We start from the raw sequence: 26,520 nt of genomic DNA, 5'->3' as shown, positions 1-26,520 counted from the left end.
GAATATCTATGGCAAAAGAAAATCTACAATCAGGAATTAGTTTCTTTGAAAGATACCTTACATTATGGGTTGCTATATGTATGGTAGTAGGAGTACTCATCGGAGTGTATCTCCCTCAGATACCTGAATTTTTAAGTAAGTTTGAATATGCAAGTGTTTCTATACCAGTAGCAATATTAATATGGCTAATGATTTATCCAATGATGTTAAAAGTTGATTTTCGTAGTATAAAAAGAGTTGGTGAAAATCCAAAAGGGCTTATAATTACGTGGGTTACAAACTGGTTAATTAAACCATTTACAATGTACGGAATAGCAATATTTTTCTTTAATGTAGTATTTAAAAACTTTATATCCTCTGAACTTGCAAAAGAATATCTTGCAGGGGCAGTACTTCTAGGAGCAGCACCTTGTACTGCAATGGTGTTCGTATGGAGTCATTTGACCAAGGGAGATCCAGCATATACTCTTGTCCAAGTAGCTACAAACGACCTTATAATATTAGTTGGATTTGTTCCTATAGTTGCATTCTTATTAGGTATGAGTAACATTTCTATTCCTTGGAATACATTATTTTTATCTGTTGTATTATTTGTAGTTATACCATTAGCTGCTGGTTGGTTTTCAAGGGTAGTTATCACCAAAAACAAAGGATTAGAATACTTTGAAAAGATTTTTATTCCAAAGTTTAGTAATGTGACGATAATAGGGCTTTTATTAACTTTAATAATTATTTTCTCATTTCAAGGCCAGACAATAGTTGATAATCCCATAAATATAGTGTTAATTGCAATACCTCTAATCATCCAAACATTCCTTATATTTTTCATTGCATATTTATGGGCAAAGGCATGGAAATTACCTCATGATGTAGCTGCACCGGCGGGTATGATTGGAGCATCGAATTTCTTTGAACTAGCAGTAGCAGTAGCTATCTCTTTATTTGGATTGAAGTCTGGGGCAGCTATAGCAACTGTAGTAGGTGTACTTGTTGAAGTTCCAGTAATGCTTACTCTTGTAAGAATAGCAAATAACACAAGAGAATGGTTCAAATAGAAACATCCTAAAACAAGACCTTAACAGTACAAGTAATGAAGAAAATATAGAAAATAAATAGCTATTATTAATACAAAAATAATCTAATTTTAAAATTAGATTATTTTTGTGTATCTTCCTTAAATTTAAAGAAAAGTCATCTTATTTTATAAATTGGCTTTATCGTCTTTTTTCTGCTTTTCAATCCAAATTTTTCTTATAGTATATACTAATGCACTAATTCCAAATAATAATAACAACCCTTTTACAAATGTAGATGGATCAGATGATTTAGCTGAAGCATATGAATAAACAATAGTTGCTGGCAACTGACCAATTCCTGTGGCTATAAAAAATCCCCAAAATCCCATAGGTGTTAACCCCGCTGCATAACTAATAGGGTCAAAAGGTACAAATGGTAAGAGCCTTGCTATAAGTATAGTATTCTTTCCGTATTTCTCAAAAAAGACTTCTACATCATCTAAAGCCATTTTGCTGGCAAATTTCTCGGCAACCCTTCTTCCATAAATCCTTGAAATACCAAAGCACACAGCAGCACCTGCCATAGCACTAGACCAGGAAAGTATAGCTCCTTTCCACCATCCCCAAATAGCTGCATTTGCAAAGGTTATAAAGAATGCTGGTATTGGAGCAGCAATGGCTTGTAATATCATCATCATAAATGAAATAGCTACAGCCCATGCTCCAAATGACCTAATATATTCCTTCACAGATTCCACATCTTTAAATGCAGAAATCATATTTCTTAAACCATTATTAAGTGGCTTAATAAAAATAAATGATAGTATAATCACAATCAAAACTACAAATTTTATAATTCCAGATTTCTTATCTTTACTCATTTTCCTCCCCCTGTTAATATATTATTTTTCTATTTGATTGTATCTAAGGTACATATATAAGTCAAACGCATTTTAAGATACAGCGTCAATAATCCTTACCTATATATAATAAGGAAAAAATATAAATTTTTTTCTCAGTAAAGCCAAATTCCCTATGTTTAGAGGATTCTAGACATAAATCATTATAAATTATGAACAAAAAATATCTATAGATAGCTTACTACCTATAGATATTTTTCATTTAAGTTATCTATATATTCTATGTCATTAGGTCAAAATATTGGTTAGTTTTTATGGATAATAAGAAACACGCTGGACTCATCCACTTCTTGCACCTCATATGGGTATCCCGACTCCTCACCGATTTTCTGAAAATCCTCGGGTGAATAGATAGTCGCCTTGAAACCATCCTTGCAAATAATCACGCCGTTTTGGGTTTTGGCATAGTCAATTTCCCCCAAAAGCCCTTTAGCGACCTGCTCCTCAAACCATTTAAGACGGAAATCCCAAAATTTAGCACTATAACTGCTAAAATAGGCCGTTCCTCCTAGTGCTAATGTCTCAAGAACTTTGTGAATGATGGTGGTATCAGCATGCATGGCAGACAATCCATTTTGCAGACAAAGAATGTTATCAAAAGGCTTGGAAAATTCCATCTTGTGAACATCCATCACAACCATGGTTGCATTGGGATAGTCTTTGAGATACTCCCTACCCAACTCGACACTTTCCTCCGAAATATCTATCCCCACTATAGAGCCACAGTGGGGAGCTAATTCCCTAACAATTCGACCATATCCGGCTCCAAGTTCTAAAACTCTTTGTGTCTTTGATAGACTTTTTTTGACAAGATTTATCTCTGCTTGTAAATACTCCTTGATACGTGGAATTTGGGTTTCATACACATGAAATAGCTTTTGAGAATTTAATTTTTCGCTATAGTAATTGCTCATGTTTCTCATCCCTCTTCTCATTGTAAATTAGAATCAAATAAGTATTCTTTTCTGAGTTAAGACTGAATTATGATTATCTCAGAGTTAGCAATCTGTAACTATTGTGTTTTTAGCTCACTACTGGTGAATTGTGTTGAAATAAAGCTTTAAAATCCCTAATCAACAAAAAAATTACAGCATCATAATGTTATAAAACGAAAGATTTTTGTTGATATTAACCGTGAATATCATCGTTAATGATAATCTTAACAAACATTTTCCAGTTTTACAATAGTTGTCTAAAACAGTTAGAAATTTCGTCAAAACTAAATCTATTTTCCCATGTCGGCAATCTTTAGTTAATCTCTGAACTTCATCTCTATTCTCTATTTTGGTGCCTGATTCCTATTCAGCGTAAATGCTGGCAAAATCCTAATCAGGGTTATCATAGATTTCCTTAGTGTAGTAGACTTCAAACTCTGTACTGATACGGCATAAGTAGCAACCTTTAATCTTTTATCAAATTGACCTTGTCTTGCAGGAATAGTAGTAATTTGTTTACTCATTTCAAAGCCTCCTTAACGCAAAAATACAGTGCCTAAATGAGTACTGCAAACTCCAAATACTAATTTAGATATAAAAAAACTACATTTCCATTGGTTTATTACCAACAAAAATGTAGCTTATAACTTGGCGGAGAGAGTGGGATTTGAACCCACGGTGCAGCTTACACTGCACAACGGTTTTCGAGACCGCCACCTTCAACCTCTCGGACACCTCTCCATCAAACTCACGTTAAATATTATATCATAAAAAAATTAGAATTAACAGCTGAAGAAACATTAATAATTATTTATATAAAAATCAAAAGTCACATATTAATATGCGACTTTTGAACGTAAAATTTTCAAAAAATGCTTAATGACTTCATTACCCTATACAACTGCGGAAGACATAATTATAATCTTTACCCAAATAGTAAGCCTTAAGGGAACCGTATTAAAGAAATAATTATAATATGTCATAAATACTATTTGAGCAAATCCTGTTAAAAATAATGTTATCAACGCCATTTTATTTTTTATAAAATTAGGGATTACACTATTTAATCCAAATTCTCTACAATTTAGAGCATTAAATAAAGCACTAAAAGCTAATAAAGCAAATAAAGATGTTTGCATTTCATTCATACCAAATTCATTATAATTATATGTTGACACTCCTAGAGAATTCCAGAACATTTGTATAAATAATATTAAAGTAATAAAAATTGAGTTCAACGGAAGGAATATGAGAAATCCTTTCAAATGTATTCTCTCTTTTTGCTTGATTTATTGAAAAGTTTATTTTTTCCATTGCCGGATTAAGCACAGACTTTATCTTAAACGTATATTCTTCAAGCGCTTTTCTTCCTACTGGAAACCCTGTAATATATGGTATACCAAACCTTTCTTTCAAAATTTGGGCAGCATGAATCCCAGAAACCGATAATACAATCGTTACTGCAGCATGACCGGCTTCTTTTATATTCTGAATGCCGGAACTATCTCCCCAACACATTGCTTTTTCTATACCGCACTGTCTTAATATATCTCTCAAATCTGACATAGAAGAATCTTCCCACATATCTAAAGGAGTTGCCCCTATCACATTTGCCCATGGTTTTTTTCTGTCTCATACTCTTCTTCCGCAAATTTTTGAAGCAATCGAACATAGGCTAATTCCTGTCCATAATCATAAAAATTCATTCCATCGGTCGAAAAACAGATACACGGTATTCCAAGCACTTTACCGATTCTTTTCTCAAGGGCTCTGTAATCCTTCCCTAAAATCATCGGTACCGGCGTTCCTACTAATGCAACCCACGGACTTTCCAGTGAAATAACTGCCCGCTCCAGTTTTAATAGCAACTTTCCATCATCTCCCAACGCCGCATCAATTTCCCGAAGATTAACAGAAAAAATTGCAGGTAGTATCTCATCGTTTCTGTAATCATCTAGTTCTAAAATATGTCCAAGACATCATATGTGACAATCAATCCACCCATTTGCGTCAATACGCTATATACACCAGCATAATCAGAACTAAATGCCGGAAGAATATGAAATAGTTCTTTCATTTTCTTTTCTCCTCCCATTGAGAAACATTTTGAATATCGTTTCCATATCTTCCTTAACAATAAAACGTGAAAATACAGCATTTACAGAAAGACCCCATTTCACCAAATCTTTTGCAGCCTTAAATGGTCTTCGATCCAATTTTTCTCCCACAACGATAGACTTATTTCCCCATTTTTCTACCAACTTATCTATTTTTTCTTTCGCATTTCTATGAAAAAGACTATCATCCAGTTTTCGCCCCAAAGCTTCACTTATTTTCATGTATCCTTCTTTGATTTCATCTAAGTCATAAGTGTTATTAAGTCTTACATATGGAATTCCCAGATTTTTTTCCATATATTTGCATGCCTCTTCTGTTCGAGGTTCGATTCCGATATTTAAAACAGCATTTCCCATGCGGTCTATATCTTCCATCGTCTTACACAAGCTCATGTGATTCACCCGATCTATTCCAACATATTGCAGAATTCTATAAAAATCACTTTCTTTCGCAGGAATCTTCTCCCTGCCGATAATATTAATTGCCCGCTCTTTTTTATCGCTGGAAGAACAGCGAATCATTCCATAAATACTCTTCAAAGTTCTACTTTCACCAGAAATCCAATGTTTGTTCAGAATCGGCTCCATTCTCGTAAAACCGCATATAAAAAGTGCTTTGATTGGTGGAACACTTTTCCTAATCACCTCCCATGCAGCTTCTTCCACCCGTTTTAGATACTCGCCAGAAACGATTTCAGTCTCTTCAAGACGCAGCGTCCACATTCTCTTTCCATTACCATTCAAAATATTCCCTATGGAACCATGCCTTGCACAAGCCGCCGGTGAAACCATTAAAATTGCCGATTCTGGAACAACCATCGGTGTTCTCACGGGACTGATATCTCCGGCTCCTCCTCCAGAACTCATATAGCGTAGGCTCCCTTGTTGATTCCAATCTTTCGGAAATCCTTGTTGTAAAAACTCTCCAACCTGTTCAATAGAAAATGATCTTACCTCTCTTTTCATCTCTCTTCTCCTATTACTGCACGTGCAACTTCTACAAATTTTTTAGAAATTGGGAGGTCGCTATCCCCTTGAATTACAGTCTGATTTTTCTCTTCCCAGAATTGAATATTATCATCTCATGAAATATCACCCAGAAGCTCAATTCCTCTCTCACGAGCAAAATTTTTCACTATTTCTTCTTCCCCTTTCACATTTCTCCTATTCAGAATAACCTCTTTTATAGACGCATACCCTAAATCTTTAAAGTTTTCTACCGCTTCATAAATATTTTTCGCCGCAAATAAAGACATCTTTTCTCCTGATGTAACAATTACCACTTCATCTGCATATCCATCTCGTATCGGCGCTGCAAATCTTCCGCATACAACATCACCAAGAATATCATAAAACACTATATCGGGTTGATATCTTTCAAAAATTTCCAGCTCCTCCAAAACATTCATTGCCGTAACAATTCCTCTCCCAGCACATCCTATAGCATGAGTAGGTCCTCCTGCTTCTACACACGGTACACCAGCAAATCCCTCCACTACAATATCTTCTAGTGTTAGCGCTTCCTCCTTCTTCCGGAAATATTCTAAAACAGAAATCTTAGACTTTCCATTTAGCAAATTTACTGTCGAATCAGCTTTAGGATCACATCCGATCTGCAATACCCGATATCCTGTAGCTGCCAATGCTGCAGCCATATTACTTGTCACGGTGGATTTTCCAATGCCACCTTTTCAATATATTGCTATCTTTTTCATCTTACAAAACCTCTCTCTAAAAATTAGGGATATTTCAAAACCATATGGCTTCAAAACATCCCTGTTTATGGTTACTGCATACTATTTTGCTACAGGCTCTACATCAGGGGGTGTTGTAATATCAATTCCAAACCACTTTTCAGAGAGCCTTTTTAGTGTTCCATCTTCTCGCATTTCTTTAACAGCAGCATCTACTTTTTTCTGAAGATATTCTCCACGCTCTGTCTTTGCAAACACATAAGCATTTTCCTCTATATAAATCGGAGGTCCAACAATTTCCACATCACGATTCTGATCTTTAATTGCTACTGCTGTTGCGGATTCTGTTGTAATAGCCGCAGGCATTTTACCGTTTTCCACATCTAGTAACTCTTCGCCCTCATATGGAACTACAGTAATTTCTCCATTGGGATATAACTCATTGATAACATCTCCCTCGCGAGCTCCCGTAGCCACGATTACTTTCTTTCCAATCAAATCATCTAATGTATGAATATTTTCCGGATTTCCTTTTTTCACAACAATCTTTGGTAGACTGTACGCATATGGGGCAGAAAATATATATTTTTCTTCTCGCTCCGGTGTTTTGGAAACCTGGTTGGCAATTGTATCAATTTCACCTTTATCTAACATTCCAAAAAGTCCTGAATACGCGGCAAATTTTCTCTCTACTGTAAGTCCAGTACGTTTTCCAATCTCATCCCAAATATCAATTTCAAATCCTTTTGGTTTTCCCTCTTCCATAAATCCAAATGGATAATATGTTCCGCTTGAAGCAACAATTACATTTGTAGGAACATCCGCTTCCTGTTCTATTTTTTTGTCATCAGATGCCAATTTTATATCTTTCTCTGATCTTTCAGCACCACAACCGGTTAGCACTGCAAACCCCAACACAGTTGCCATTAATAGCCCTATCAGTTTCCTTACATTTTTGTTTCTCATTTCTTTTCTCCTCTTCATTTAATAGTGTCTATCATAACTGCTTAGCTTTTCCCCATAGTGTTTAAACCCTCTGCACTTATAACCTTACCTTATGATTGTCCAAGAAATCTTCTAGTTCTTTCGTCTTTCGCGTGATTCAAAATATCTTCAGGCACCCCCTGTTCAATAATATAACCATCCTCCATATACACAATACGGTCTGCTGCTTCTCTCGCAAAATTCATCTCATGCGTCACAATTAACATCGTACTATGATTTTGTGCCAACTTTTTAATTACCGACAAAACCTCTCCTGTAAGCTCTGGATCAAGTGCTGATGTTGGCTCATCGAACAGCATAATCTTTGGTTTCACTGCCATGGCTCTTGCAATCGCCGCCCGTTGCTGCTGACCACCAGAAATTCTTGATGGATATTGTTCTTTCTTATCAGATAACCCTACCTGTTCCAAATAGCCACATGCCTCTTCTCTCGCCTGTGCTTTTGAAAGTTTCTGAACATACACAAGTGGCTCCATAACATTTTCAAGAATTGTCATATTTTTAAACAAATTATAATTTTGAAATACCATAGCTGACTGACTGCGTATTTTTTTTATCTGACTTTTGTGTGCAGACTCTGCATTTACTGATGCATCTCCTAATGTTATGATTCCTTTTTGAGGAATTTCCAAATAATTAATGCATCGAAGAAGCGTTGACTTACCTGTCCCAGACGGTCCAATAAGCGCTACCGTTTCCCCTTTCTTCACTTCTAGATTAATACCTTTTAAAATTTCTGACTTCCCAAAGCTTTTATAAAGTTCCTCTATCTTCAGCATCTCATAGTTCCTCACTATCACTCTATTAATAAGCACGTCCTAAATATAATTCTAATTTCCGTTGTAAAAAATTGATGATTAAAGTCAACATCCAATAAATCATCGTTGCAATAAAAAATGTTTCCAAAAATTTGAACGACGCAATTCCCTCTAAATTTGCAGTTGCCATCAATTCCGCAACTCCAATTGTAAAAGCCATAGAAGACCCTTTTACCAGATCCACAAAGCTGTTACTCAATGATGGAACAGCTACTCGAAATGCTTGTGGGAAAACAATACGTGTAAAAATCTGAACATTTGAAAGTCCAATCGTTATTCCAGCTTCCTTTTGTCCTTTATCCACTGATGAGAGAGCTCCCCTCAAAGATTCCGCCATATAAGCCGACATGTTTAGAGAAAGTGCAACGATTACCGCAGTGTATGCGTTCATTGTAGACAAAATAGGAATATCTGTATTTCCTAATCCAAAATATATTAAATAAAGTTGCAATAACGCAGGAGTGCCTCTAAAAAAAGATACATATATCTTTAATATAGGGGTCACGATTCTAACATTATGATATATAATACAGGAAATTATTACTGCAATTAGAAGTGAAAACACAAGTGACAACAAAGAAATTGCGATGGTCTGTCTGCTCGCCAGAAAAATATGTGGAAAAATTCTCCTCATAAACTCAAAATCCATTTTTCTTCTCCTTGCTCATTCTTTTATTCCTACATTTCGCTCAATAATAAGTTAATATTTTTAGTTATATTTTCCACTTTATAGATTTATTTTTGTAAAAAATTGCTGATATATGCAAATTCCAATCAAACGGTATGCTGATTCCAAAATAAGCGATGCAACCATTCTGAGAGAACAGTATGGCTATTCCACATAAAAAAAATCTGACATTCCTTCTATTCACAGTAAAATCTGCCAGATAGACCCTTGTCTGATTTCTTTAAGATTTACCAACGTATAATGTCCTAGGTAAAATAAATACTTTATATTATTAAAAAACACTTTTTATACATCCTCAATTCCCAAGCTAATTTTATCATTTATCCCCCCCATATACAAATAGATAATTTCTATATATCAATCAATTTATATATGTTTTCATCTATATATCAGTTATGTCAATAAATTCGTTAAATACATCCAATAACAGTATTTACAGGTAAAAGAAATTGCTGCATGGATGAAATTCCACAAATTTTTTTACCATTCCTGTACCATGCATGATGGAACAATTATAAACAATATATCTGGTGTCTCGAATTCTTTACTCCTTTTAATCTTTTCTGTAGTTCCAGATAGTAGTGTCGTTGGCTCTCCATCAATGCCTTTACCGGTTCTTTTTCAACAACCATTGTTCTTTTCATAACCCTTTTGTGTCAAACTTTTCTCGATTTTATCATGAAGCGGTATTTTAGTGCAAATTATTTTTACTTTTCAATACTGAAAGACTACATACTATCACAAACTATTAATATCACTTTCGCAACTAATCTTAACATTCTAGAGAAGTCAAACATATGTGACACGACCTCTGAAAATTTTCTCTGAATAATGCTGTGGTTTTTAAAAATTACTAATAATTATTTATAAAATAAAAAGTCACATATTAATATGCGACTTTTGAACGTAAAATCTTCAAAAAATATTTAATAACCTCATTCCCCCATACAACTGCGGAAGACATAATTATAATCTTTACCCAAACATTAAGCCTTAAGGGAACCGTATTAAAGAAATAATTATAATATGTCATAAATATTATTTGAGCAAATCCTGTTAAAAATAATGTTATCAACGCCATTTTATTTTTTATAAAATTAGGGATTACACTATTTAATCCAAATTCTCTACAATTTAGAGCATTAAATAAAGCACTAAAAGCTAATAAAGCAAATAAAGATGTTTGCATTTCATTCATACCAAATTCATTATAGTTATATGTTGACACTCCTAAAGGATTCCAGAACATTTGTATAAATAATATTAAAGTAATAAAAATTGAATTAATAATAATCGATCTTAACATTGTTTTAGTAATAATGTTACTATCTTTCTTAATAGGCTCTCTATTCAATAAATTTCCTCGTACTGGTTCTAACCCTAATGATAATGCCGGCGGTCCATCCATTATTATATTAATCCATAATAACTGTATTGTTGTAAAAGGCATCGCCTTACCTATAATTTGAGAAATTATTGCTATTAAAAATGCCACTATATTAACAGTTAATTGAAATTGGATAAATCTTTGAAAATTTTCATATATACCTCTTCCCCACTGTATCCCTTTTACTATAGTACTAAAACTATCATCTGTTAAAATTATGCTCGCAGATTTTTTAGTTACTTCCGTACCAGCAATCCCCATAGCTATGCCTACGTCTGCCTTTACTAATGCAGGAACATCATTAATTCCATCACCAGTTACAGCTACAACTTCACCATTAGATTGAAGTGCTTCTACTATTCTCATTTTTGTTTCAGGTTTTGATCTAGCTACTATTGAGATTGTCTTTATTTCCTCTTTTAATTCTTCATCTGAAAGAACATCTATAAAGCTTGACTCTATGGCCCTATTGCTATTTTCCAGTAATCCTAGTTCATATCCAATAGCCACTGCCGTATTAATATTATCTCCCGTTAGCATCTTAGTTTTCACTCCAGCTTTTTCTGCTATAGAGATTGCATCTTTTACATCTGGTCTTAAGGGATCTCTAATACCTACAAATCCAGTAAATATTAAATTTCTTTTATAAATATCTGTGTTAGTAGAACTAGAAGTGTTAATATTTAACTTAGGTGTTTTTTTATAAGCAAATCCCAATACTCTCATTGCTTGAACTTGAAGGTTTTTTATCTGCTCAAGAATATATTGCTTTCTATCATTTGTAAGTTTAACAACTTCACCATCTAAGTGTTCATATTCACAAAAATCTAAAATAATCTCAGGTGCCCCCTTAGACAAGAATAGATAATCTTCTCCTTCTTTAATAATCGTATCCATTCTTTTTGTCTTTGATGTAAAAGGAATTTGATGGATAATCTCTTTACCTTTTCTATATTCAAAATACTGCTTGTCCTCTAAATATACCAATAATGCACATTCTGTTGCACTCCCCATATACTGCCATTCATTATTTGTATACTTTATATCGGCCGTTGAATTTATTATGCAATTATCTATGAAATAGCTATCATTTGAATTATAATTTTCTTTATACTCTCCATTAATAAAAATCTTTTCCACTGTCATTTTATTTTGTGTCAATGTTCCAGTTTTATCGGAGCAAATAACTGAAATTGAGCCAATTGTTTCACAAGCTTCTTTTTTAGTTACTAATGCATTTATATTCGCCATCTTCTGCATCGTAATGGCAAGGGTCATATTAATCATTGTTGGAAGTCCCTCAGGTACAGCGGCAACTACTAGAGCAACACAAACAACAAAAGCATTTTTCATTGGCTTAATTGAATTTAAAAACGGGATAACTCCTGATGTATTTATAATTATTGATTTTTGAATGAACATTTTAGATATCATAAATATAAATAATATTAAAGCAATAGAGCCTGATAATTTAGCAATACTTTTACCTAAATCGCCTAATCTTATTTGAAGTGGTGTTTCATTATCTACATCATCTATACTTTTAGCGATTTTCCCCATTTGAGTTGAATCTCCTATTGCAGTTACTATCATTTTTCCTCTTCCACTGGCAATAAGGGTGCCGCTAAACAGCATATTTACTTGTTTTGCTGGAACTGGCTCCTGAATTATTGTATTTCCTTTGGATTTAATCTTTTCCATATCAACTATTACATCTGCATATTTGTCAACATCATCAGATTCACCAGTTAACATATCTTCTCTTACTTTTAATCCTACAGATTCTAATATTCTGCCATCAGCGGGAACAATATTTCCTGTTTCTAGGAGTACAATATCACCAAGAACTAAGTCATTTTTTAATACAAGATTTATTTCTCCATTTCTAATACATTTAACAAAGACATTCTCTGTTATTTTAGATAATGCTTCTGCGGCTTGTTTAGATTTCTCTTCAGTTAAATATCCAATTACAGAACCTAATGTTATAGCTAAAACTATTCCAATTCCATCTATATATTCTCCGATCAAAAAACTTATAACTGCAGCAATTAATAGTATAATTATTAAAGGATCTGATAAATCATTCCAAGATAAATCTTTCTTATTCTTGGAAAATTCATTCGGACCGTATCTCTCTTGTAATTCTTTGACAGATAAATCACTTAAACCATTTATCTCATCTGAATTAAGCTCCTTTATGACTTCTGCACTACTCCTATTAAAATATATCATAACACTCCTCCTCAGTAGTAAATTAATATTTAATTGAATTAGTAGTTTTATAACTTGTCCTTTTTAATTATATGTATCTTGTTCTAGTTTAATGTATCTGAAAAAACAAAATAAAGCTTTCACTTTTTAGCATGAAGGCTTTATTTTATCTTTATATTATTAGGGAAAAAATTAAGCAAATCAATCCTATAGCGAATATCAAGAACTTAAAAGGGACTATACAAAGCATTACAATAATGCCTATGGTTCCAGAAATTCTTCTAATTAATACTCTTGCATCTTTGTTTCTAATAAAGTGTCTCCTCATAAATAACACTTCCTATCCCCTTATATTATTTTATTCAAAGGAATAGTTTTAGTTACAAATCAAACCAACCCTTTTATTAATATTTTTATTGTCCCATTATATTTTAAAATATTTGAATTTTTCCTTTGACAAACCTAATAAAACATAGTATAATGAAAAAGATTGTTTTTGATTTAAGTATGGCCCCATGGTCAAGCGGTTAAGACATCGCCCTTTCACGGCGGTAACCCGGGTTCGAATCCCGGTGGGGTCACCATAGTTAATTTGGTTAAAAAAACATATGGGCGCATAGCTCAGTTGGGAGAGCACCTGCCTTACAAGCAGGGGGTCACAGGTTCGAGCCCTGTTGTGCCCACCATAGAATCAAAAAACTAATTGGCCTGGTAGTTCAGATGGTTAGAATGCCAGCCTGTCACGCTGGAGGTCGAGGGTTCGAGTCCCTTCCAGGTCGCCAATTTTATGACCTAATTTAACGAGTGTAGCGAGTAAGTAGATTTGAGTTTCGAAACTGCGATAACTAAATAAGCTGGCGTAGCTCAATCGGCATAAGTAGGGGACCGAAATTGTGGTTTTCAATTTCGTGTACATCACTTAGTCGGGCTGCTAAGGACCAGAAATATATTAGTCGTAGAGAAAAGTAAATAATCATGCTGGCGTAGCTCAATCGGCAGAGCAACTGACTTGTAATCAGTAGGTTGGGGGTTCAATTCCTCTCGCCAGCTCCAAAATATTTATAGAAATGCTTCAAACAAAGTCATAGATACATCTACAACGAATCTATTTTAACCTAATAACAAAAAATATTTAAAGTCCATTGTTAATATCAATGGATTTTTTTATTATAAAGCGATTAAATTTAATAATTTAAAATCAAAAGCATATAATTATATGAAAAGTAATTAAAATTATTTAAAAAGGGTGTAGCCATGAATAATATAGTGTTGCAACTTCAAAAAAATAATGATAACAGTATTATAAACAATGGTAATGTTATATTCGATGAAACAATTAGTACCATGGGAAATATAAGTTATGATAATGTAACAGGTGTTGTTACCATTTTTGAAAATGGTCTATATTTAGTGGATTGGGATATAGCCATACAGTCTATTTTCAGTTCACCTAGTGTTGTATTCAAATTGATTTCTGACAAAGGTCAAGAGTTCTATAGTAATTCACTAAATAAAACAGGTAATATAAATGGAATAGCTGTCTTGAATGTTGATAATGCCCCTATTAACTTCTCATTAGTGAATACATCAAATTCTACTGTTTTTTTCTCAAGTATAATACCATCTAAGGCTAATATGAGAATTGTTTATTTAAGCAATAATATAGCTGATAATAATCATTGTTTTGCTTTAGAGCAATTTGCACATGTCTTGGAACAAATAGTAAATATATATCAGGGAGCTTCTGTTAGCATTTTCTCAAACAGGCTTCCAACAGTTTCAGGAACCATTGATTCTCTTTATAAAGCTCCCAATACTAGTATACCACTTTTGATTCTTCAATCAGGTGGTGGACCTGCTGCTTTTAACATTGATAAAATAACAATTATTTATTTTCCTAATAATGTTTATGACGACTCCATAACTTACTTAAGTCCACCTGAACTATTACCTAAGAATTGTAATACTGATATACTTAAAAATATCCATAATTATGTTACTGTCGGTGACGACATATCCATAACTACAGGACCTACTACAAGTGCCTCTGGCAATGTATATATTAACGAATATGGTATAATTGTTTTCGCAGATGCAGTTTCAACAATATTTCTAATGACTCCACATATTTTTTCAATAGTTGTAAATGAAGGACTTAATAGTTTAAAGGTAAAAAAATCCATTTCAATTTCTAATATGAATAAAAGAATTAGAGGAATTTAGTATATCAATATAGCTATTAATTACGGAGAACCCAGAACCTTACATTTTTTATTCCGTTTAAATTATAAATGGCGTTGCCTGGGTTCTTTATTGTAATTAATTATTTATTCTCTCTAAGTTCCTTAAAAAATTCTGAAATTATATTACTACATTCATCTTCCAATACTCCGAATTCCACTTCTAATCTATGGTTAAACTTAGGATGATTTGTTAAATTCTCTACGGTGCCACAGCATCCCCTCTTTGGATCTCTAGTACCGATAACCAATCTTTCTATCCTTGAATTCACTATTGCCCCTGCACACATGGCACAAGGCTCTAAGGTTACATACATAGTACAATCAAGCAGTCTCCAAGCATCAAGATATTTACTTGCCTCTTTTATGGCAAGTATTTCAGCATGGGCTATGGGATCCCTTGAACTTTCTCTTTTATTATATCCTCTTCCTATGATCTCACCATTATAAACAATAACAGCACCTACTGGCACTTCATAAATGTCATAAGCATTTTTAGCTTCTTTCAAAGCTTCTCTCATATATAAAACATCCATTAAGATCACCTTCATTTCCTCGCTTTAGATATAATTAAATTGTCTTATTTTATATATCATCTACCATATGGCGAGGACAATCTATATAATAACAAACATAAATTAAATCTATATTTGATATAATTTTAGGCTTTATATCAGTATTAAAAACATTATCATATGCAGTTCTAATACTTTCAACCCGCTCTCTTTCATTGTCAATATACTTATTTAAATCTTTTTCATTTCCATCAAAATCTTCAAGTTTACAATCCTTAATTTCCATATTTCCTTTATTTACAATATGCTGAAGTTTTTTTAGAGCATTTTCCTTACAGTCTATCTCTTTCTGACTATAAAAATATAGACTAAGCCAATCAGCAGTTTCCCATAAATTTTCTTTATCATAAAGAATTATACATTGCTGAAACTCACCTACTAAAAACATTAAATCTGCAAGCATATAATGCTCAATATTAAGTGTAGAATAATCAACATCAAGTAAATCAAAAGCAATTTTTCTTGCCTTTTCTATTTCACCTAAAAATGAATATATTATCCCCATAGAATAATAAGCCTTTGCCTTATATTCATTTTTTCTATATCCTTCAGAAATCTTCTTCAGTATTTCTATGCTTTCAAATGCCCGATTGCATTTGTTGAGACAAACAGCATAGTTATAGTGATAAGGGACTAATGAAGTCATATCAGATGCTTTTTTATACAATGGCAAAGCCAGTTCAAATTGATTTTCTTCGTAATATTCCATTGCCAATGCAAAATAAGTTTGAGGGAATGGTGAATTGCGTTTGATAGCTTCATTTAAAAGTTCCTTTGCATATTTTTCTTTATTTATACATTCTTCAAGATAAAAATAAGCCATGTTAGTTACAAGCAAACAAAAATCAATATCCTTAAGTAAATCTTTAAAGTTATTATAAGAGTGTTCCAAATACTTGAGGGAAGTTGATATACTTTTTCTAAGTTCAAATTTTACCATTGAAAGCAAAGAAACTGCCCTCATATTATGAGGATTCTCTTTAACTTCTTTTTGTAACATATGCTCATATTTCTTGATCTTAGAAGCGTATTCTTCAAAATCTAACTGTAACAATCTTTGTAACTCTAAGAAAATAGATCTTACATCCATTGTTGCCATCCTCCTTAGTCGCAAATACTCATGCAATCGAAATTATATCAATATTTTAGTTTTATTAATTAATATTTACAACGATTATAAATCTATAGCATGTAAAATACATTTTACTATAAAATACTAAAAAATCCTAATAGATTTCTCTCTGTAAGTTTTTCTGATATCTGATATTAGGTTAAAGAAAATACTTATCCTTCCGTTACATGCCAAGTTAATTAACTCTTGCATAAACATAAGATTTTATGTGAACAACTAAATATAAAAGTTAAAAATGAGTAAAGCAATGAGAGCATATCAAAATTCTCTATTAGATCCTGAACAAGTTACGATATGCATGATTGATCATGAACCACAGATGTTCTTTGGTATAGAAAGCACCTCACGAAATATAGTATTAAATGCAGCAGCAGAGCTTGCAAAGACAGCTCAAGCATTAAACATACCAATCATACTATCAACTGTAGAAGCTCAAAAATTTTCGAGTCCTTTAATTAACCGTATACAATCAGTTTTCCCAGACATTATTCCAATCGATTGAACAATACTAAATGCATGGGAAGATATGAATTTTAAAAAATCTGTGGAGCAAACCAACAGAAAGAAGCTTCTCTTAGCAGGTCTTAGGACCGAAGTCTGTGTTGCGCTACTTGCACTTAGCGCTATGGAAGACGGCTATGACGTATATGTTGTTGCAGATGCCTGTGCAGGCAGCTTTACTAGAAATGCAACGTGACTGGGCAAATAAGGACACTTATCAAGCAGTTACTTCTGTTGTTACAGAATATGGAGGAGCATATGGTCTTGGTCTGGAATACGCTCAAGCCATGGTTCCAGCTGCCCAACAAAATTAACAAATTCCATACTGCAGAGTAAATTATAATCAAAAGTGAAGGATAATTAAAAGCAAATATCCTTTAGTACAAAGGATTAAATCTAAAAATTCCCCTAAGTCCCTTATTCATACAGGACTCAGGGGAATCTTACTGCATAAAAAATATATAAAATTGATTTTTTAAATACTAAATCAAGCTTTATTTTTCCGCAGGAATAGGTTCTTGTAATGTTTCATTTTTAAAAAAATCTGCATCTGAGGTTGAAGTATGAAAAGAGAAAATAGAAATATATTTTTTCCCACTTATCTCATAATTCAATTGAAGGGAATTGGTTTCTAAAAAATATCTTTCATATTGTGTCCGATATCGATAAAGAGTATAAAAATATTCTCCATTTTCATTCTTTAAAAGCTTATCATTAATCACTCTCTCAGGATCTTTATCTTCAAAATGAGATGGATACGCAATCAATTTAATTTCAGGAATATTATCAGGTTCTGTTTTTACTCCATCTTTCATAAAAGAAATTTTCAGGCTTTCTTCATCACCATCTAAATAGACGCAAGGAATATCTCCCTCTATTTTTCCCATGGTCTCTTCTTCTATTTTACTTTGTTCTTTTTCAGTAAAGGATTGATATTTGTCTAAATCATAAGTGCGAATAATCGGGTCTACATGCGAGCCATCTGGTATTTCTACAAATAATTCTACATCTGCAAAACTTAAATTTCTCTTAGCATCTGATGTTGGAGCAAAGGAAAAATGTAAAAGTAAAATTGCACCAATGACAATTGCTCCTAACCCCAATAGAATAGCAAAAAATATATTTTTTATCTTCATATTTTTAACTCTCCTCTCAAATCCTTGTTTATCTATTTCTAATACGATTATATTCTTTCAGTATAACATAAAAAATCATGTTGAAGAAGGTATGTAACATATCTTCTTCAACATGATCCTTTTGGTGCACTCGAGAGGAATCGAACCCCCGGCCTACGCCTTAGGAGGGCGCCGCTCTATCCTACTGAGCTACGAGTGCATAGTTTACCAGTATATTTTACAACAGTTTGTGACTAATGTCAAATCAGATTTTATATATACAAGAAAGCTACACCCTATATGGGTTATAGCTTTCTTAATTTCATTGTCTATATCTCTTACTTTACATTTCTTTTACAGGTTTATTCTTTGCAAAATCCCAAGGATTCTTTGTTAAATATCCATTTCCAAAAGGAGTCAATATGGATAATATAGCAAATACAACTAATACGAAGCAATACCATATATATGGCACTATTTCAACAGGGCTTACTAATCCATTAGTAAAACTTCCTGCTATTAATAATTGGGCACCATAAGGTATTAACCCTTGCATTACACATGAAAAAGCATCTAAAAGTGAAGCAGTTTTTCTTGGGTCCACATTATGATCTTTAGATAATTCCTTTGCTAATTGTCCACTTACAATTATAGAAACTGTATTGTTAGCAGTAGCTGCATCTACAAGAGATACTAATGCACTTATACCTAATTCAGCAGATTTTTTGCCTTTTACTCTTCTATTTATTCTATATAATAGCCAATCAAGTCCTCCACCGTTTGTTACCATATTGGCCAAACCGCCAGTTAATAAAGATAATAAAAATATATCAATCATTCCTGTAAATCCTGAATATATTTGTTGAACAAATTCCAATCCATTAAAACTTCCATAACTAAGGCCTATAGCTCCTGATATAATAATTCCCCCAGTTAAAACTACAAATACATTTACTCCTGCTATGGCAGCTATTAACACAAATACATATGGTATTATTTTGATTATATTAAATACATGTTTTTCACTTTGAGGTATGGCTACTGGTTTTCCAAATATGAATAAAAGAACAATTGTAACCAAAGCTGCTGGTAAAGCAAAACCAATATTAGCCCTAAACTTATCTTTCATAGATACACCTTGAGTCCTAGTCGCAGCTATAGTTGTATCAGATATAATAGATAAATTATCTCCAAACATAGCTCCCCCAACTAATGCACCTAATACTAAAGGTAAATTTAATCCTGCTTTTTCTGCTAATTGAACAGCTATAGGTCCTATAGCTAAAATAGTACCCACTGATGTTCCTGTTGAAATAGAAATAAATGCAGCTATTATAAATATTCCCACTGTAATAAGCTTAGCAGGTATTAAAGTAAGACCTAAATTTACTGCAGATTCCACACCACCCATAGCACTAGAAACCGTAGAAAAAGCTCCTGCTAATAAATATATAATACACATAATTATTATATTTTCATCACCACAGCCTTTAATGAATACATCAAATTTTTCATCTAATGAACCTTTGGTTAAGATAAAAGCAAATATTATTCCTATACCTGCTGCAATTGGAGCTGGAAACTGATAAAATGCCATATCAACTCCTTTAAGTTGTAGTATAATACCAGAAATCAAATATACAAATACAAATACAAGGAAAGGTAATAAAGCTACGCAATTCCCTCTTTTCTTATTTAGATTTTCCATATTTAATGGCCTCCTTAATTTAAGTTAATCTTTCATTAGTAATTCTAAATCTATTGGATATTTTCCATAGATACTACCTGCCTCCATAAACATTTCAATATTTTCCATTGCAGTATGCATTGGAATTTGACAGCCTGTACTTAAAATATAACCTTTTTGGGAGTCATAACCTTTTCTAATACATTCTTTCACTGATCTAAAAATAGATTCCTTAGTTCCTGCATAAACTACGTCAACAGGAGGAACATTCCCTGTAATTATTACTTTATCTCCCATTATTTCTTTAGCTTCTTCTAGATCTTCTACATTATCTATGCTGAAATTAGAGATACCAGCATTCACCACATCTCCCCAGATTTCCTTACTTGTCCCACATATGTGTATACCTGGGGCACTTCCTGTTTTTTCTTTTATTTTATTTACATTTTTTTGAAGAGCTGGTAAGGAAAACTCTCTAAATTGTTTTGGACTTATAAGACTCGTAGATGAAACTGGATCAGCAAAACTAATGGATACACCTAATTTTGCCACTTCCTCTATATATCTATTATTAGATTCTGCTACTATATCCATTAGAATATGCACTTTTTCAGGATATTTAATCATCCATTTTAAAAGATTCTCTGTTCCAACTACAGAAGCTGCAACACTAAATGGCCCCGACATGGAAGCACCAACATCTACTTCGTCTATAAGCGCATCCCTAGTTAGCTTTATAGCCCTAATTAAAATCGGTAGAATGCCATCCTTTAATGGATCGGCAATCTTGAGAGATTCTATTTCATCTACAGATTTAATAGCTGGTTCTAATAAATAAGAGATATTGTAATCAGGATATGCCACCTTAGCTCCCATGGCCTCAGCAACACCTCTAAGACTTGTAGATATGCCTACACTATCATGACGAAGCCTTTTAAATAAAGCTATTTCTAATTCTGCCATAAGCTCTGCTGAATGATAATAATCACTTACCTTTGCACCAATGAAAGGTGCCATAGTAGCTCCCATATCTGGAACGCAGATTACCCGGTCAATTTCTTGCCCCTTGGCAAAAGCATTCATTCTTTCTCTTGGTGTCATTTTTTCTTTTCTCACTTAAATCTCCTTCCTAAATATAAAATAGATTATGATAATTAATTCACAAGTTCAAACCTAAAATCATTATATAACTTATTATAAAAATATTACAATTAAACTATTTTATAATAAATCTATCTCTATTGATATCTTCAATATACTAAGGGATAATTCCCATAAATTATACCACCACTATCATAAGATAGTGGTGGTATAACACTATAAGTTCCAAATATTAAAATATATCTCATAAAAGTAGTTTTCAACCTATTATAAATAAACAATCTAAAATAAGGATTTCTAATTTTAGTAATTCAGAGATTAAATTGATACTGGATCTCCAACAAAAAATCCTCCAATCATATTAAATATTTTATGAAAAAACCTACCGACTAACATATACCATTTAGCCTTATTTACATCTTCCTTGATTAAAATATCTGATTCAAAAATTACTTCTCCTTCTTTTGTCACTATGGCTTTACCTATCTTTGTATCCTTGGCTATTGGCAAGTTTATATCTCCATCTATATCTAGATTAACCTCAATATCTTCATCATTTTTTATTAGTTTGGAAAATCCTTTTTCAGCAAAAGCTCCTACTTCTTCTATATCTGAATTTGGAATTTTTAACGTCTTTAAAGGTAATTCTTCATTTAAAAATATTTTATTGGAATAATTATTAATTCCATATTCAACTAAAATCTTACTTAATATGTTTCTTTTTTCCAATGACTTAACCCCCATTACTATGGCTATAAGTCGTAAATCCTTTGTTTCTGAGTCCTTACCCTTTATATTGAGAGTAGATACGTAACAATACCCTGCTTTATTTGTAAAACCTGTTTTTAACCCATCTATTCCTTCGATTTCATTAAGCAAAGGATTTGTATTTCGTTGAAAATAATCTCTGCTAATTACTTCTATTGACCTAATTCTAGATATATCTAGAATCTCTGGATAATTCTTTATTATATGCTGAGTTAATCTGTATATTTCTCTAGTGCTCATTTTGTTTTGTATATCCCTATCCTTTATTGGAAGTCCTGTGGAATTATAAAATCTTGCGTTTTCAAATCCCAATTCCTTTGCTTTTTGATTCATCATTTTTACAAAATCTTCTTCAGTTCCTGCAATATATTTTGCTAATGCATATGTAGCATCATTACCAGATACTACTATAGAGGCTTCTATAAGCTCCTTTAGTGTGAATTTCTCTCCAACTTCTAAATTAAAACTAGAACCTTTTATTCTAGTAGTATCATTATCTATAATTACAATATCATTTAAAGAAATATTTCTTTTTGATACTTCATCCATGATTACTAAATAGGACATTAGCTTTGAAATACTTGCCATTTCAATTACCTCGTCTACATTGTATCCTTCTAATATTTCACCTGTTTCAAAGTCTGCCAAAATATAAGATCTTAAATTCTGTTTTATATTAAGAACTCCATTTCCAACTATATCTTCACCATAGGATATTGAAGAGTTTATAATAATTAATATCATTAGTAATGCAGATAATATTTTTTCCAATCAAGATCCCTCCCATTATATTGTAACAAATTTATTGTCTTATTTATATAATGTATTAGATATTCCAAAAAATATTGCTGGAATATTTAATACATTTTTATAAGGAGGATTAGAATGGGTGAACGTAGGGGTTGTTGTGGAAACGATTCAAGTTTGTTATTCTTCTTTTTAATTTTAGTAATTCTATTCTGTGGAGGTCTTGACTTCGGCTGTGGAAGATAGATAAAAGCAGAGAACTTAAAAGTTCTCTGCTTTCATCTTTATTTATTTCCATTTAAATATTCATTAGCCAATTGACTAAATGAGGTATTAGTTACCTCCTCACAGACCTTAATGAAATCTTCTGTTGTAGCTATATGAAATTTATATTTATCATAGTAGCTGCTTAATATTTTATATAATACTTCTTCACCAAAGTCTTCTTTTATCCTATCTATAAACATTGCAGCCCTAGAATATACCAAAGGCCCATAATCAATCCATCCTGCAAATTCTGATAAAGGTTTATTGACAACTTCGTTATCACTTAAATACTGGACTGAATATTCATACCCTAATCTTATATTTTCATTGTAATATTTATCTCCCTCATCTTTTCCATGGACTTCATTCATATATATTACTTCTGAATAAGTAGCTAAACCCTCATCGAGCCAGGCCTCATCTACTTGATTATTCCCTACAAGTCCATACCACCATTGATGGGCTGTTTCATGTACTATTACTTTCTCTAATATATCTATTAAATGTTTATGAAAATAATCATTGGATATAAGGACCATACCAGGATATTCCATACCAGATGGAAACTCTGTATTTACTATGGAATACCAACCATAAGGATATTTACCGAAAATCTTATTAAATGTTTTAATAGAATTTTCTCCTGCTTTTAAAGTTTCATCTATAAGTTTAGAATCATCTTTTATAGAATAAACTTTGATTATTGTATCTTCTACCTTTTTTTCCTTTACTACAAAGTCCTTACTAGCTGCCCAAGCAAAATCTCTTATTAGCTGCCCTTCAATTTTATAGGTCTTTTTATTTCCCTTTTCTGTTTCTGATATGATTCTTCCGCTAGTAGCTACTATAATTTCTTTAGGAGTTGTTATTGAAACCTTATAATCGGAAACATCACTATAAAAAGGATCTCCCACTTTATAATACGGGTCTAGATTCCAACCTTTTTTATCATATACACAGACTATAGGATACCAGTTCCCACAATTTATACCTTTATCATGATATCCAAATCTGTCCTCAGTAGTAGGTAACTTTACTGTATATTCCAGATATAACTGTATATTTTTGCCCTTTTCCAATGGTTTGTCAAGTTTAACATTAAGTATCGTATCTTTCTCTTCGTCTATATTCCATTTTAAGTTATTTCCTTCATTGCTTACTTTTTCAATTTCTATATAGCCAGGTTCATAGCTTGAGGCTTCCATTCCATTACTTATATCAAATAATATTGGTGCTGTTTCTAAGGATTTAAAAGCATTTGGATATAAATGAAAATAAATAGAATCCAAATCTATATCTGTGTTATTTACATAGGATACTGTTTGTTTTCCTTTATATGTCATGTTTTCAGTATCTAAATCTACATCAATCCTATATTCACTTATCTTAGATTCATTAATTCCATTAAGATTTTTAATTATAATAGAATCTGCATTTATTGGTGTCCCCTGTTTACAACCTGCTAAAGTTAATATAATAGTTAACAATAGTACTGTAGGTAATCTTTTAAAATTTTTCATCCCTAACCTCCCAGTTTTAATAACTAATAGTGAAAAGTGACCATTATTTTTATTCTCTCACTCTTCACTATTAACTATTCACTATTGACTATTTATTTTTTAATTCTCTCTAATCCACCCATATATGGTCTTAATACTTCTGGAATGATTACTGTACCGTCTTCCTGTTGATAATTTTCGATTATAGCAGCAAAAGTTCTTCCTACTGCTAAACCTGAACCATTTAAAGTATGGGCAAATTCAACTTTTCCTGTATCCTCTTTTCTATATCTAATATTTGCACGTCTAGCTTGGAAATCTTCAAAATTACTACAGCTTGAAATTTCTACATATCTGCCATAGGATGGCATCCATACTTCAATATCATAAGTTTTTGCAGATGAAAAACCTAAATCTCCACCACAAAGAGCTACTACTCTATATGATAATCCCAATCGTTTTAGCACTTCTTCTGCATTATTAGTTAATTTTTCTAACTCATCATATGAAGTCTCAGGAGCTACAAATTTAACTAATTCTACTTTATCAAATTGATGATTTCTTATAAGTCCTCTTGTATCTCTGCCTGCTGCTCCTGCTTCCTGTCTAAAACAAGGTGTATAAGCCGTATAATATATTGGTAAATCTTTTCCATTTAATATATTATCTCTTTGTAAGTTTGTAAGTGGAACTTCAGCAGTTGGCACAAGGAAATAGTCTTTACTAGGTAAATGGAACATATCGTCTTCAAATTTTGGCAATTGTCCTGTTCCTATCATACTATCTCTGTTTACCATAAATGGTGTTGCCATTTCTGTATAATTATGCTCTCCTGTGTGTAAATCAAGCATAAATTGAGTGATAGCTCTTTCTAATCTTGCACCTAATCCTCTAAATACTGTAAATCTGGCTCCTGTAATCTTAGTAGCATTTTCAAAGTCTAAGATATTTAAGTCTGTACCTATATCCCAATGTGCCTTTGCTTTAAATTCAAATTTCTTTGGCTCTCCAAATTTTCTTATTTCTATATTATCAGCATCATCTTTTCCTTCTGGTACAGATTCATGGGGAGTATTTGGTATTTGAAGTAAAGTATTTCTTAATTCTTCATCTATTCCCTTCACTTCAACATCTAATCCCTTTACCTTTTCTGATAGTTCTTTCATTTCAGCAAATATATGAGAAGCGTCTTTTCCTTCTTTTTTTAGTTTTGGCACTTCCTTTGATGCTAGATTTTGTTTTGCTTTCATTTCTTCTACTTCTACAAGAATAGCTCTTCTTTTTTCATCTAATTCAAGAACTTTACTAATTGGATAATCTCCTTTTCTTTTCTGTAAAGCTTTTATTACTTCATCTTTATTGGCTCTAATTCTTCTAATATCTAACATATCTTTAACCTCCTTAAATTTTCCACAGTATCAAAACACAAATCTATTTGCTCACGTAGATTTGGTCCCAATGGACACTCCCAATGATAAATTCCACATTAAATTGCGTTTGACCTACTAAAGCTCACAACCTCTATCTACCCCGTAGGGTATAATTCAGTGGTGTCCCTTAGGACCTATCGTTCGTTGTGTTAGGTCATTTTCCGTAGTCTCACTGCACAAATTCATTTACTCGCTTTGCTCGTATGAATTTGGCGTTCGTTGTGTTAGGTCATAAAAAAACTCTCAATCCCTAATAATAGGGACGAGAGTATTCCCGCGTTGCCACCCTAGTTAGCCAAAAGGCTCACTCGAAATCTATTAGCTCAGGGTCGGATTCAATATTTTACTTTATCAATTTTCACCATCCATTGACTCTCTAAAAAAGCTACGTATTTACTATTTCCCATCTTCGCCAAATATTTAATTATAGATATTATAGCATAATATTCATATTTGTCAAGGATAAAAAACACTAATTAGAAAATTATATTGTATACTTAAATTTTTTCACATAAAAATCTCCCCTTAAGTTTAAACGCCTTTTTATTTCATTTATCTACCTTAAGGGGAGATTATCAAACTCTATCTGTTATTTTTTCTCACTAATATTATGTTGGTGTTAGTATATAAGTATGGACACAAAAAGTTTAACACGATACAATAA

25 protein-coding genes and 6 tRNA genes are annotated in these 26,520 nt (G+C 32.5%); 9 read left to right on the top strand and 22 right to left on the bottom strand.

Translation table 11 applies throughout. The features are described from left to right. Positions 1-8 precede the first annotated feature (8 nt). Positions 9-1,055, top strand: a complete 1,047-nt coding sequence (gene arsB / locus ABWP20_RS06380; protein WP_353094854.1) for an ACR3 family arsenite efflux transporter — start codon at positions 9-11, stop codon at positions 1,053-1,055. A 146-nt stretch (positions 1,056-1,201) separates the two neighbouring features. Here the strand turns inward: arsB and ABWP20_RS06375 are convergent, their stop codons facing one another. From ABWP20_RS06375 to ABWP20_RS06315, 13 genes are all read right to left on the bottom strand, one after another. Next, a complete protein-coding gene (locus tag ABWP20_RS06375) occupies positions 1,202-1,897 on the bottom strand; it encodes a TVP38/TMEM64 family protein (protein ID WP_353094852.1) in 696 nt (231 codons plus the stop codon). 284 nt (positions 1,898-2,181) lie between these two features. Further along, positions 2,182-2,850, bottom strand: coding sequence for a class I SAM-dependent methyltransferase (locus tag ABWP20_RS06370; protein WP_353094850.1), 669 nt, complete (start codon positions 2,848-2,850; stop codon positions 2,182-2,184). Between the two features lie 365 nt (positions 2,851-3,215). Further along, positions 3,216-3,395: a hypothetical protein gene (locus ABWP20_RS06365; protein WP_353094848.1), complete on the bottom strand. Its 180-nt coding sequence runs from the start codon at positions 3,393-3,395 to the stop codon at positions 3,216-3,218. 125 nt (positions 3,396-3,520) lie between these two features. Beyond that, positions 3,521-3,612, bottom strand: a tRNA-Ser gene (locus ABWP20_RS06360). A gap of 152 nt (positions 3,613-3,764) precedes the next feature. After that, complete coding sequence (locus tag ABWP20_RS06355; protein ID WP_353094846.1) at positions 3,765-4,109, bottom strand: cation transporting ATPase C-terminal domain-containing protein; 345 nt, start codon at positions 4,107-4,109, stop codon at positions 3,765-3,767. Then, on the bottom strand, positions 4,036-4,437 hold the full coding sequence (locus tag ABWP20_RS06350) for a nitrogenase component 1 (protein WP_353094844.1): 402 nt from the start codon (positions 4,435-4,437) through the stop codon (positions 4,036-4,038). The genes ABWP20_RS06355 and ABWP20_RS06350 overlap by 74 nt, the downstream gene beginning before the upstream one ends. 38 nt (positions 4,438-4,475) lie before the next feature. Further along, on the bottom strand, positions 4,476-4,739 hold the full coding sequence (locus ABWP20_RS06345) for a hypothetical protein (RefSeq protein ID WP_353094842.1): 264 nt from the start codon (positions 4,737-4,739) through the stop codon (positions 4,476-4,478). 174 nt (positions 4,740-4,913) lie between these two features. Next, positions 4,914-5,954 carry a nitrogenase component 1 gene (locus tag ABWP20_RS06340; protein WP_353094840.1) on the bottom strand — a complete coding sequence of 347 codons (1,041 nt, stop codon included), beginning with the start codon at positions 5,952-5,954 and terminating at the stop codon, positions 4,914-4,916. 116 nt (positions 5,955-6,070) lie between these two features. Continuing rightward, positions 6,071-6,670: a nucleotide-binding protein gene (locus tag ABWP20_RS06335; protein ID WP_353095027.1), complete on the bottom strand. Its 600-nt coding sequence runs from the start codon at positions 6,668-6,670 to the stop codon at positions 6,071-6,073. 114 nt (positions 6,671-6,784) lie between these two features. Next, positions 6,785-7,585, bottom strand: a complete 801-nt coding sequence (locus tag ABWP20_RS06330) for a transporter substrate-binding domain-containing protein (RefSeq protein WP_353094838.1) — start codon at positions 7,583-7,585, stop codon at positions 6,785-6,787. Positions 7,586-7,737: 152 nt separating this feature from the next. After that, a complete protein-coding gene (locus ABWP20_RS06325) occupies positions 7,738-8,466 on the bottom strand; it encodes an amino acid ABC transporter ATP-binding protein (protein ID WP_353094836.1) in 729 nt (242 codons plus the stop codon). A 25-nt stretch (positions 8,467-8,491) separates the two neighbouring features. Further along, complete coding sequence (locus ABWP20_RS06320; RefSeq protein WP_353094834.1) at positions 8,492-9,154, bottom strand: amino acid ABC transporter permease; 663 nt, start codon at positions 9,152-9,154, stop codon at positions 8,492-8,494. Positions 9,155-10,079: 925 nt separating this feature from the next. Further along, entirely contained in the window at positions 10,080-12,815 is a 2,736-nt protein-coding gene (locus tag ABWP20_RS06315; protein ID WP_353094832.1) for a calcium-translocating P-type ATPase, PMCA-type, read from the bottom strand. A gap of 488 nt (positions 12,816-13,303) precedes the next feature. Between ABWP20_RS06315 and ABWP20_RS06310 the strand changes: the two genes are divergently transcribed. The 5 genes from ABWP20_RS06310 (at position 13,304) to ABWP20_RS06290 (ending at position 15,017) form a co-directional block, all read left to right on the top strand. Next, positions 13,304-13,378 (top strand) — tRNA-Glu (locus ABWP20_RS06310). 26 nt (positions 13,379-13,404) lie between these two features. Continuing rightward, positions 13,405-13,480: transfer RNA gene (locus ABWP20_RS06305), tRNA-Val, on the top strand. Between the two features lie 19 nt (positions 13,481-13,499). Next, positions 13,500-13,576 (top strand) — tRNA-Asp (locus ABWP20_RS06300). Positions 13,577-13,771: 195 nt separating this feature from the next. Beyond that, positions 13,772-13,847: transfer RNA gene (locus ABWP20_RS06295), tRNA-Thr, on the top strand. Positions 13,848-14,048: 201 nt separating this feature from the next. Then, complete coding sequence (locus ABWP20_RS06290; protein ID WP_353094831.1) at positions 14,049-15,017, top strand: hypothetical protein; 969 nt, start codon at positions 14,049-14,051, stop codon at positions 15,015-15,017. Between the two features lie 100 nt (positions 15,018-15,117). On the opposite strand, the gene tadA is transcribed toward ABWP20_RS06290, so the two are convergent. Beyond that, positions 15,118-15,570, bottom strand: a complete 453-nt coding sequence (gene tadA, locus ABWP20_RS06285; RefSeq protein WP_353094829.1) for a tRNA adenosine(34) deaminase TadA — start codon at positions 15,568-15,570, stop codon at positions 15,118-15,120. Between the two features lie 49 nt (positions 15,571-15,619). Further along, positions 15,620-16,699 (bottom strand): tetratricopeptide repeat protein, encoded by a 1,080-nt coding sequence (locus ABWP20_RS06280; protein WP_353094827.1) that lies wholly within the window; start codon positions 16,697-16,699, stop codon positions 15,620-15,622. A gap of 289 nt (positions 16,700-16,988) precedes the next feature. Here ABWP20_RS06280 and ABWP20_RS06275 point away from each other — a divergent pair, with 289 nt between their 5' ends. The 3 genes from ABWP20_RS06275 to ABWP20_RS06265 are packed head-to-tail and all read left to right on the top strand — an operon-like array spanning position 16,989 to position 17,556. After that, complete coding sequence (locus tag ABWP20_RS06275; protein ID WP_353094826.1) at positions 16,989-17,243, top strand: cysteine hydrolase family protein; 255 nt, start codon at positions 16,989-16,991, stop codon at positions 17,241-17,243. Between the two features lie 24 nt (positions 17,244-17,267). Then, positions 17,268-17,438, top strand: a complete 171-nt coding sequence (locus tag ABWP20_RS06270; protein ID WP_353094824.1) for an isochorismatase family protein — start codon at positions 17,268-17,270, stop codon at positions 17,436-17,438. Next, a complete protein-coding gene (locus ABWP20_RS06265) occupies positions 17,380-17,556 on the top strand; it encodes a hypothetical protein (RefSeq protein ID WP_353094822.1) in 177 nt (58 codons plus the stop codon). Before ABWP20_RS06270 ends, ABWP20_RS06265 begins: the two co-directional genes overlap by 59 nt. Positions 17,557-17,736: 180 nt before the next feature. Here ABWP20_RS06265 and ABWP20_RS06260 read toward each other — a convergent pair whose 3' ends face one another. From ABWP20_RS06260 to serS, 7 genes are all read right to left on the bottom strand, one after another. After that, the gene (locus ABWP20_RS06260) at positions 17,737-18,378 is read right to left on the bottom strand and encodes a hypothetical protein (RefSeq protein WP_353094820.1); all 642 of its coding nucleotides are present in this window, start codon (positions 18,376-18,378) and stop codon (positions 17,737-17,739) included. A 122-nt stretch (positions 18,379-18,500) separates the two neighbouring features. Further along, positions 18,501-18,577: transfer RNA gene (locus ABWP20_RS06255), tRNA-Arg, on the bottom strand. Between the two features lie 123 nt (positions 18,578-18,700). Further along, the gene (locus ABWP20_RS06250) at positions 18,701-20,065 is read right to left on the bottom strand and encodes a Na+/H+ antiporter NhaC family protein (protein WP_353094818.1); all 1,365 of its coding nucleotides are present in this window, start codon (positions 20,063-20,065) and stop codon (positions 18,701-18,703) included. A 24-nt stretch (positions 20,066-20,089) separates the two neighbouring features. Further along, positions 20,090-21,160: a uroporphyrinogen decarboxylase family protein gene (locus ABWP20_RS06245; RefSeq protein ID WP_353094816.1), complete on the bottom strand. Its 1,071-nt coding sequence runs from the start codon at positions 21,158-21,160 to the stop codon at positions 20,090-20,092. Positions 21,161-21,463: 303 nt separating this feature from the next. Then, the gene (locus ABWP20_RS06240) at positions 21,464-22,684 is read right to left on the bottom strand and encodes a D-alanyl-D-alanine carboxypeptidase family protein (RefSeq protein ID WP_353094814.1); all 1,221 of its coding nucleotides are present in this window, start codon (positions 22,682-22,684) and stop codon (positions 21,464-21,466) included. Between the two features lie 260 nt (positions 22,685-22,944). Further along, a complete protein-coding gene (locus tag ABWP20_RS06235; RefSeq protein ID WP_353094812.1) occupies positions 22,945-24,447 on the bottom strand; it encodes a M1 family metallopeptidase in 1,503 nt (500 codons plus the stop codon). A gap of 92 nt (positions 24,448-24,539) precedes the next feature. Continuing rightward, positions 24,540-25,814 (bottom strand): serine--tRNA ligase, encoded by a 1,275-nt coding sequence (gene serS / locus ABWP20_RS06230; protein ID WP_353094810.1) that lies wholly within the window; start codon positions 25,812-25,814, stop codon positions 24,540-24,542. Positions 25,815-26,520: the final 706 nt, after the last annotated feature.

The organism is Tissierella praeacuta, assembly GCF_040396155.1.
Taxonomy (GTDB): Bacteria; Bacillota; Clostridia; order Tissierellales; family Tissierellaceae; genus Tissierella; species Tissierella praeacuta_A.
The sequence above is the reverse complement of the archived record's forward strand: the minus strand, read 5'-3'. Positions and strand labels throughout refer to the sequence as shown.

What these genes read in the sequence shown, in the direction of transcription:
- ABWP20_RS06275 (WP_353094826.1), top strand. Translation starts at nt 16,989, where the DNA reads ATGAGAGCATATCAAAATTCTCTATTAGATCCTGAACAAGTTACGATA.
- ABWP20_RS06365 (WP_353094848.1), bottom strand. Translation starts at nt 3,395, where the DNA reads ATGAGTAAACAAATTACTACTATTCCTGCAAGACAAGGTCAATTTGAT.
- ABWP20_RS06260 (WP_353094820.1), bottom strand. Translation starts at nt 18,378, where the DNA reads ATGAAGATAAAAAATATATTTTTTGCTATTCTATTGGGGTTAGGAGCA.
- tadA (WP_353094829.1), bottom strand. Translation starts at nt 15,570, where the DNA reads ATGGATGTTTTATATATGAGAGAAGCTTTGAAAGAAGCTAAAAATGCT.
- ABWP20_RS06270 (WP_353094824.1), top strand. Translation starts at nt 17,268, where the DNA reads ATGAATTTTAAAAAATCTGTGGAGCAAACCAACAGAAAGAAGCTTCTC.
- ABWP20_RS06350 (WP_353094844.1), bottom strand. Translation starts at nt 4,437, where the DNA reads ATGTCAGATTTGAGAGATATATTAAGACAGTGCGGTATAGAAAAAGCA.
- ABWP20_RS06235 (WP_353094812.1), bottom strand. Translation starts at nt 24,447, where the DNA reads ATGAAAAATTTTAAAAGATTACCTACAGTACTATTGTTAACTATTATA.
- ABWP20_RS06370 (WP_353094850.1), bottom strand. Translation starts at nt 2,850, where the DNA reads ATGAGCAATTACTATAGCGAAAAATTAAATTCTCAAAAGCTATTTCAT.
- ABWP20_RS06340 (WP_353094840.1), bottom strand. Translation starts at nt 5,954, where the DNA reads ATGAAAAGAGAGGTAAGATCATTTTCTATTGAACAGGTTGGAGAGTTT.
- ABWP20_RS06325 (WP_353094836.1), bottom strand. Translation starts at nt 8,466, where the DNA reads ATGCTGAAGATAGAGGAACTTTATAAAAGCTTTGGGAAGTCAGAAATT.
- ABWP20_RS06280 (WP_353094827.1), bottom strand. Translation starts at nt 16,699, where the DNA reads ATGGATGTAAGATCTATTTTCTTAGAGTTACAAAGATTGTTACAGTTA.
- ABWP20_RS06250 (WP_353094818.1), bottom strand. Translation starts at nt 20,065, where the DNA reads ATGGAAAATCTAAATAAGAAAAGAGGGAATTGCGTAGCTTTATTACCT.
- ABWP20_RS06265 (WP_353094822.1), top strand. Translation starts at nt 17,380, where the DNA reads ATGACGTATATGTTGTTGCAGATGCCTGTGCAGGCAGCTTTACTAGAA.
- arsB (WP_353094854.1), top strand. Translation starts at nt 9, where the DNA reads ATGGCAAAAGAAAATCTACAATCAGGAATTAGTTTCTTTGAAAGATAC.
- ABWP20_RS06375 (WP_353094852.1), bottom strand. Translation starts at nt 1,897, where the DNA reads ATGAGTAAAGATAAGAAATCTGGAATTATAAAATTTGTAGTTTTGATT.
- ABWP20_RS06320 (WP_353094834.1), bottom strand. Translation starts at nt 9,154, where the DNA reads ATGGATTTTGAGTTTATGAGGAGAATTTTTCCACATATTTTTCTGGCG.
- serS (WP_353094810.1), bottom strand. Translation starts at nt 25,814, where the DNA reads ATGTTAGATATTAGAAGAATTAGAGCCAATAAAGATGAAGTAATAAAA.
- ABWP20_RS06315 (WP_353094832.1), bottom strand. Translation starts at nt 12,815, where the DNA reads ATGATATATTTTAATAGGAGTAGTGCAGAAGTCATAAAGGAGCTTAAT.
- ABWP20_RS06290 (WP_353094831.1), top strand. Translation starts at nt 14,049, where the DNA reads ATGAATAATATAGTGTTGCAACTTCAAAAAAATAATGATAACAGTATT.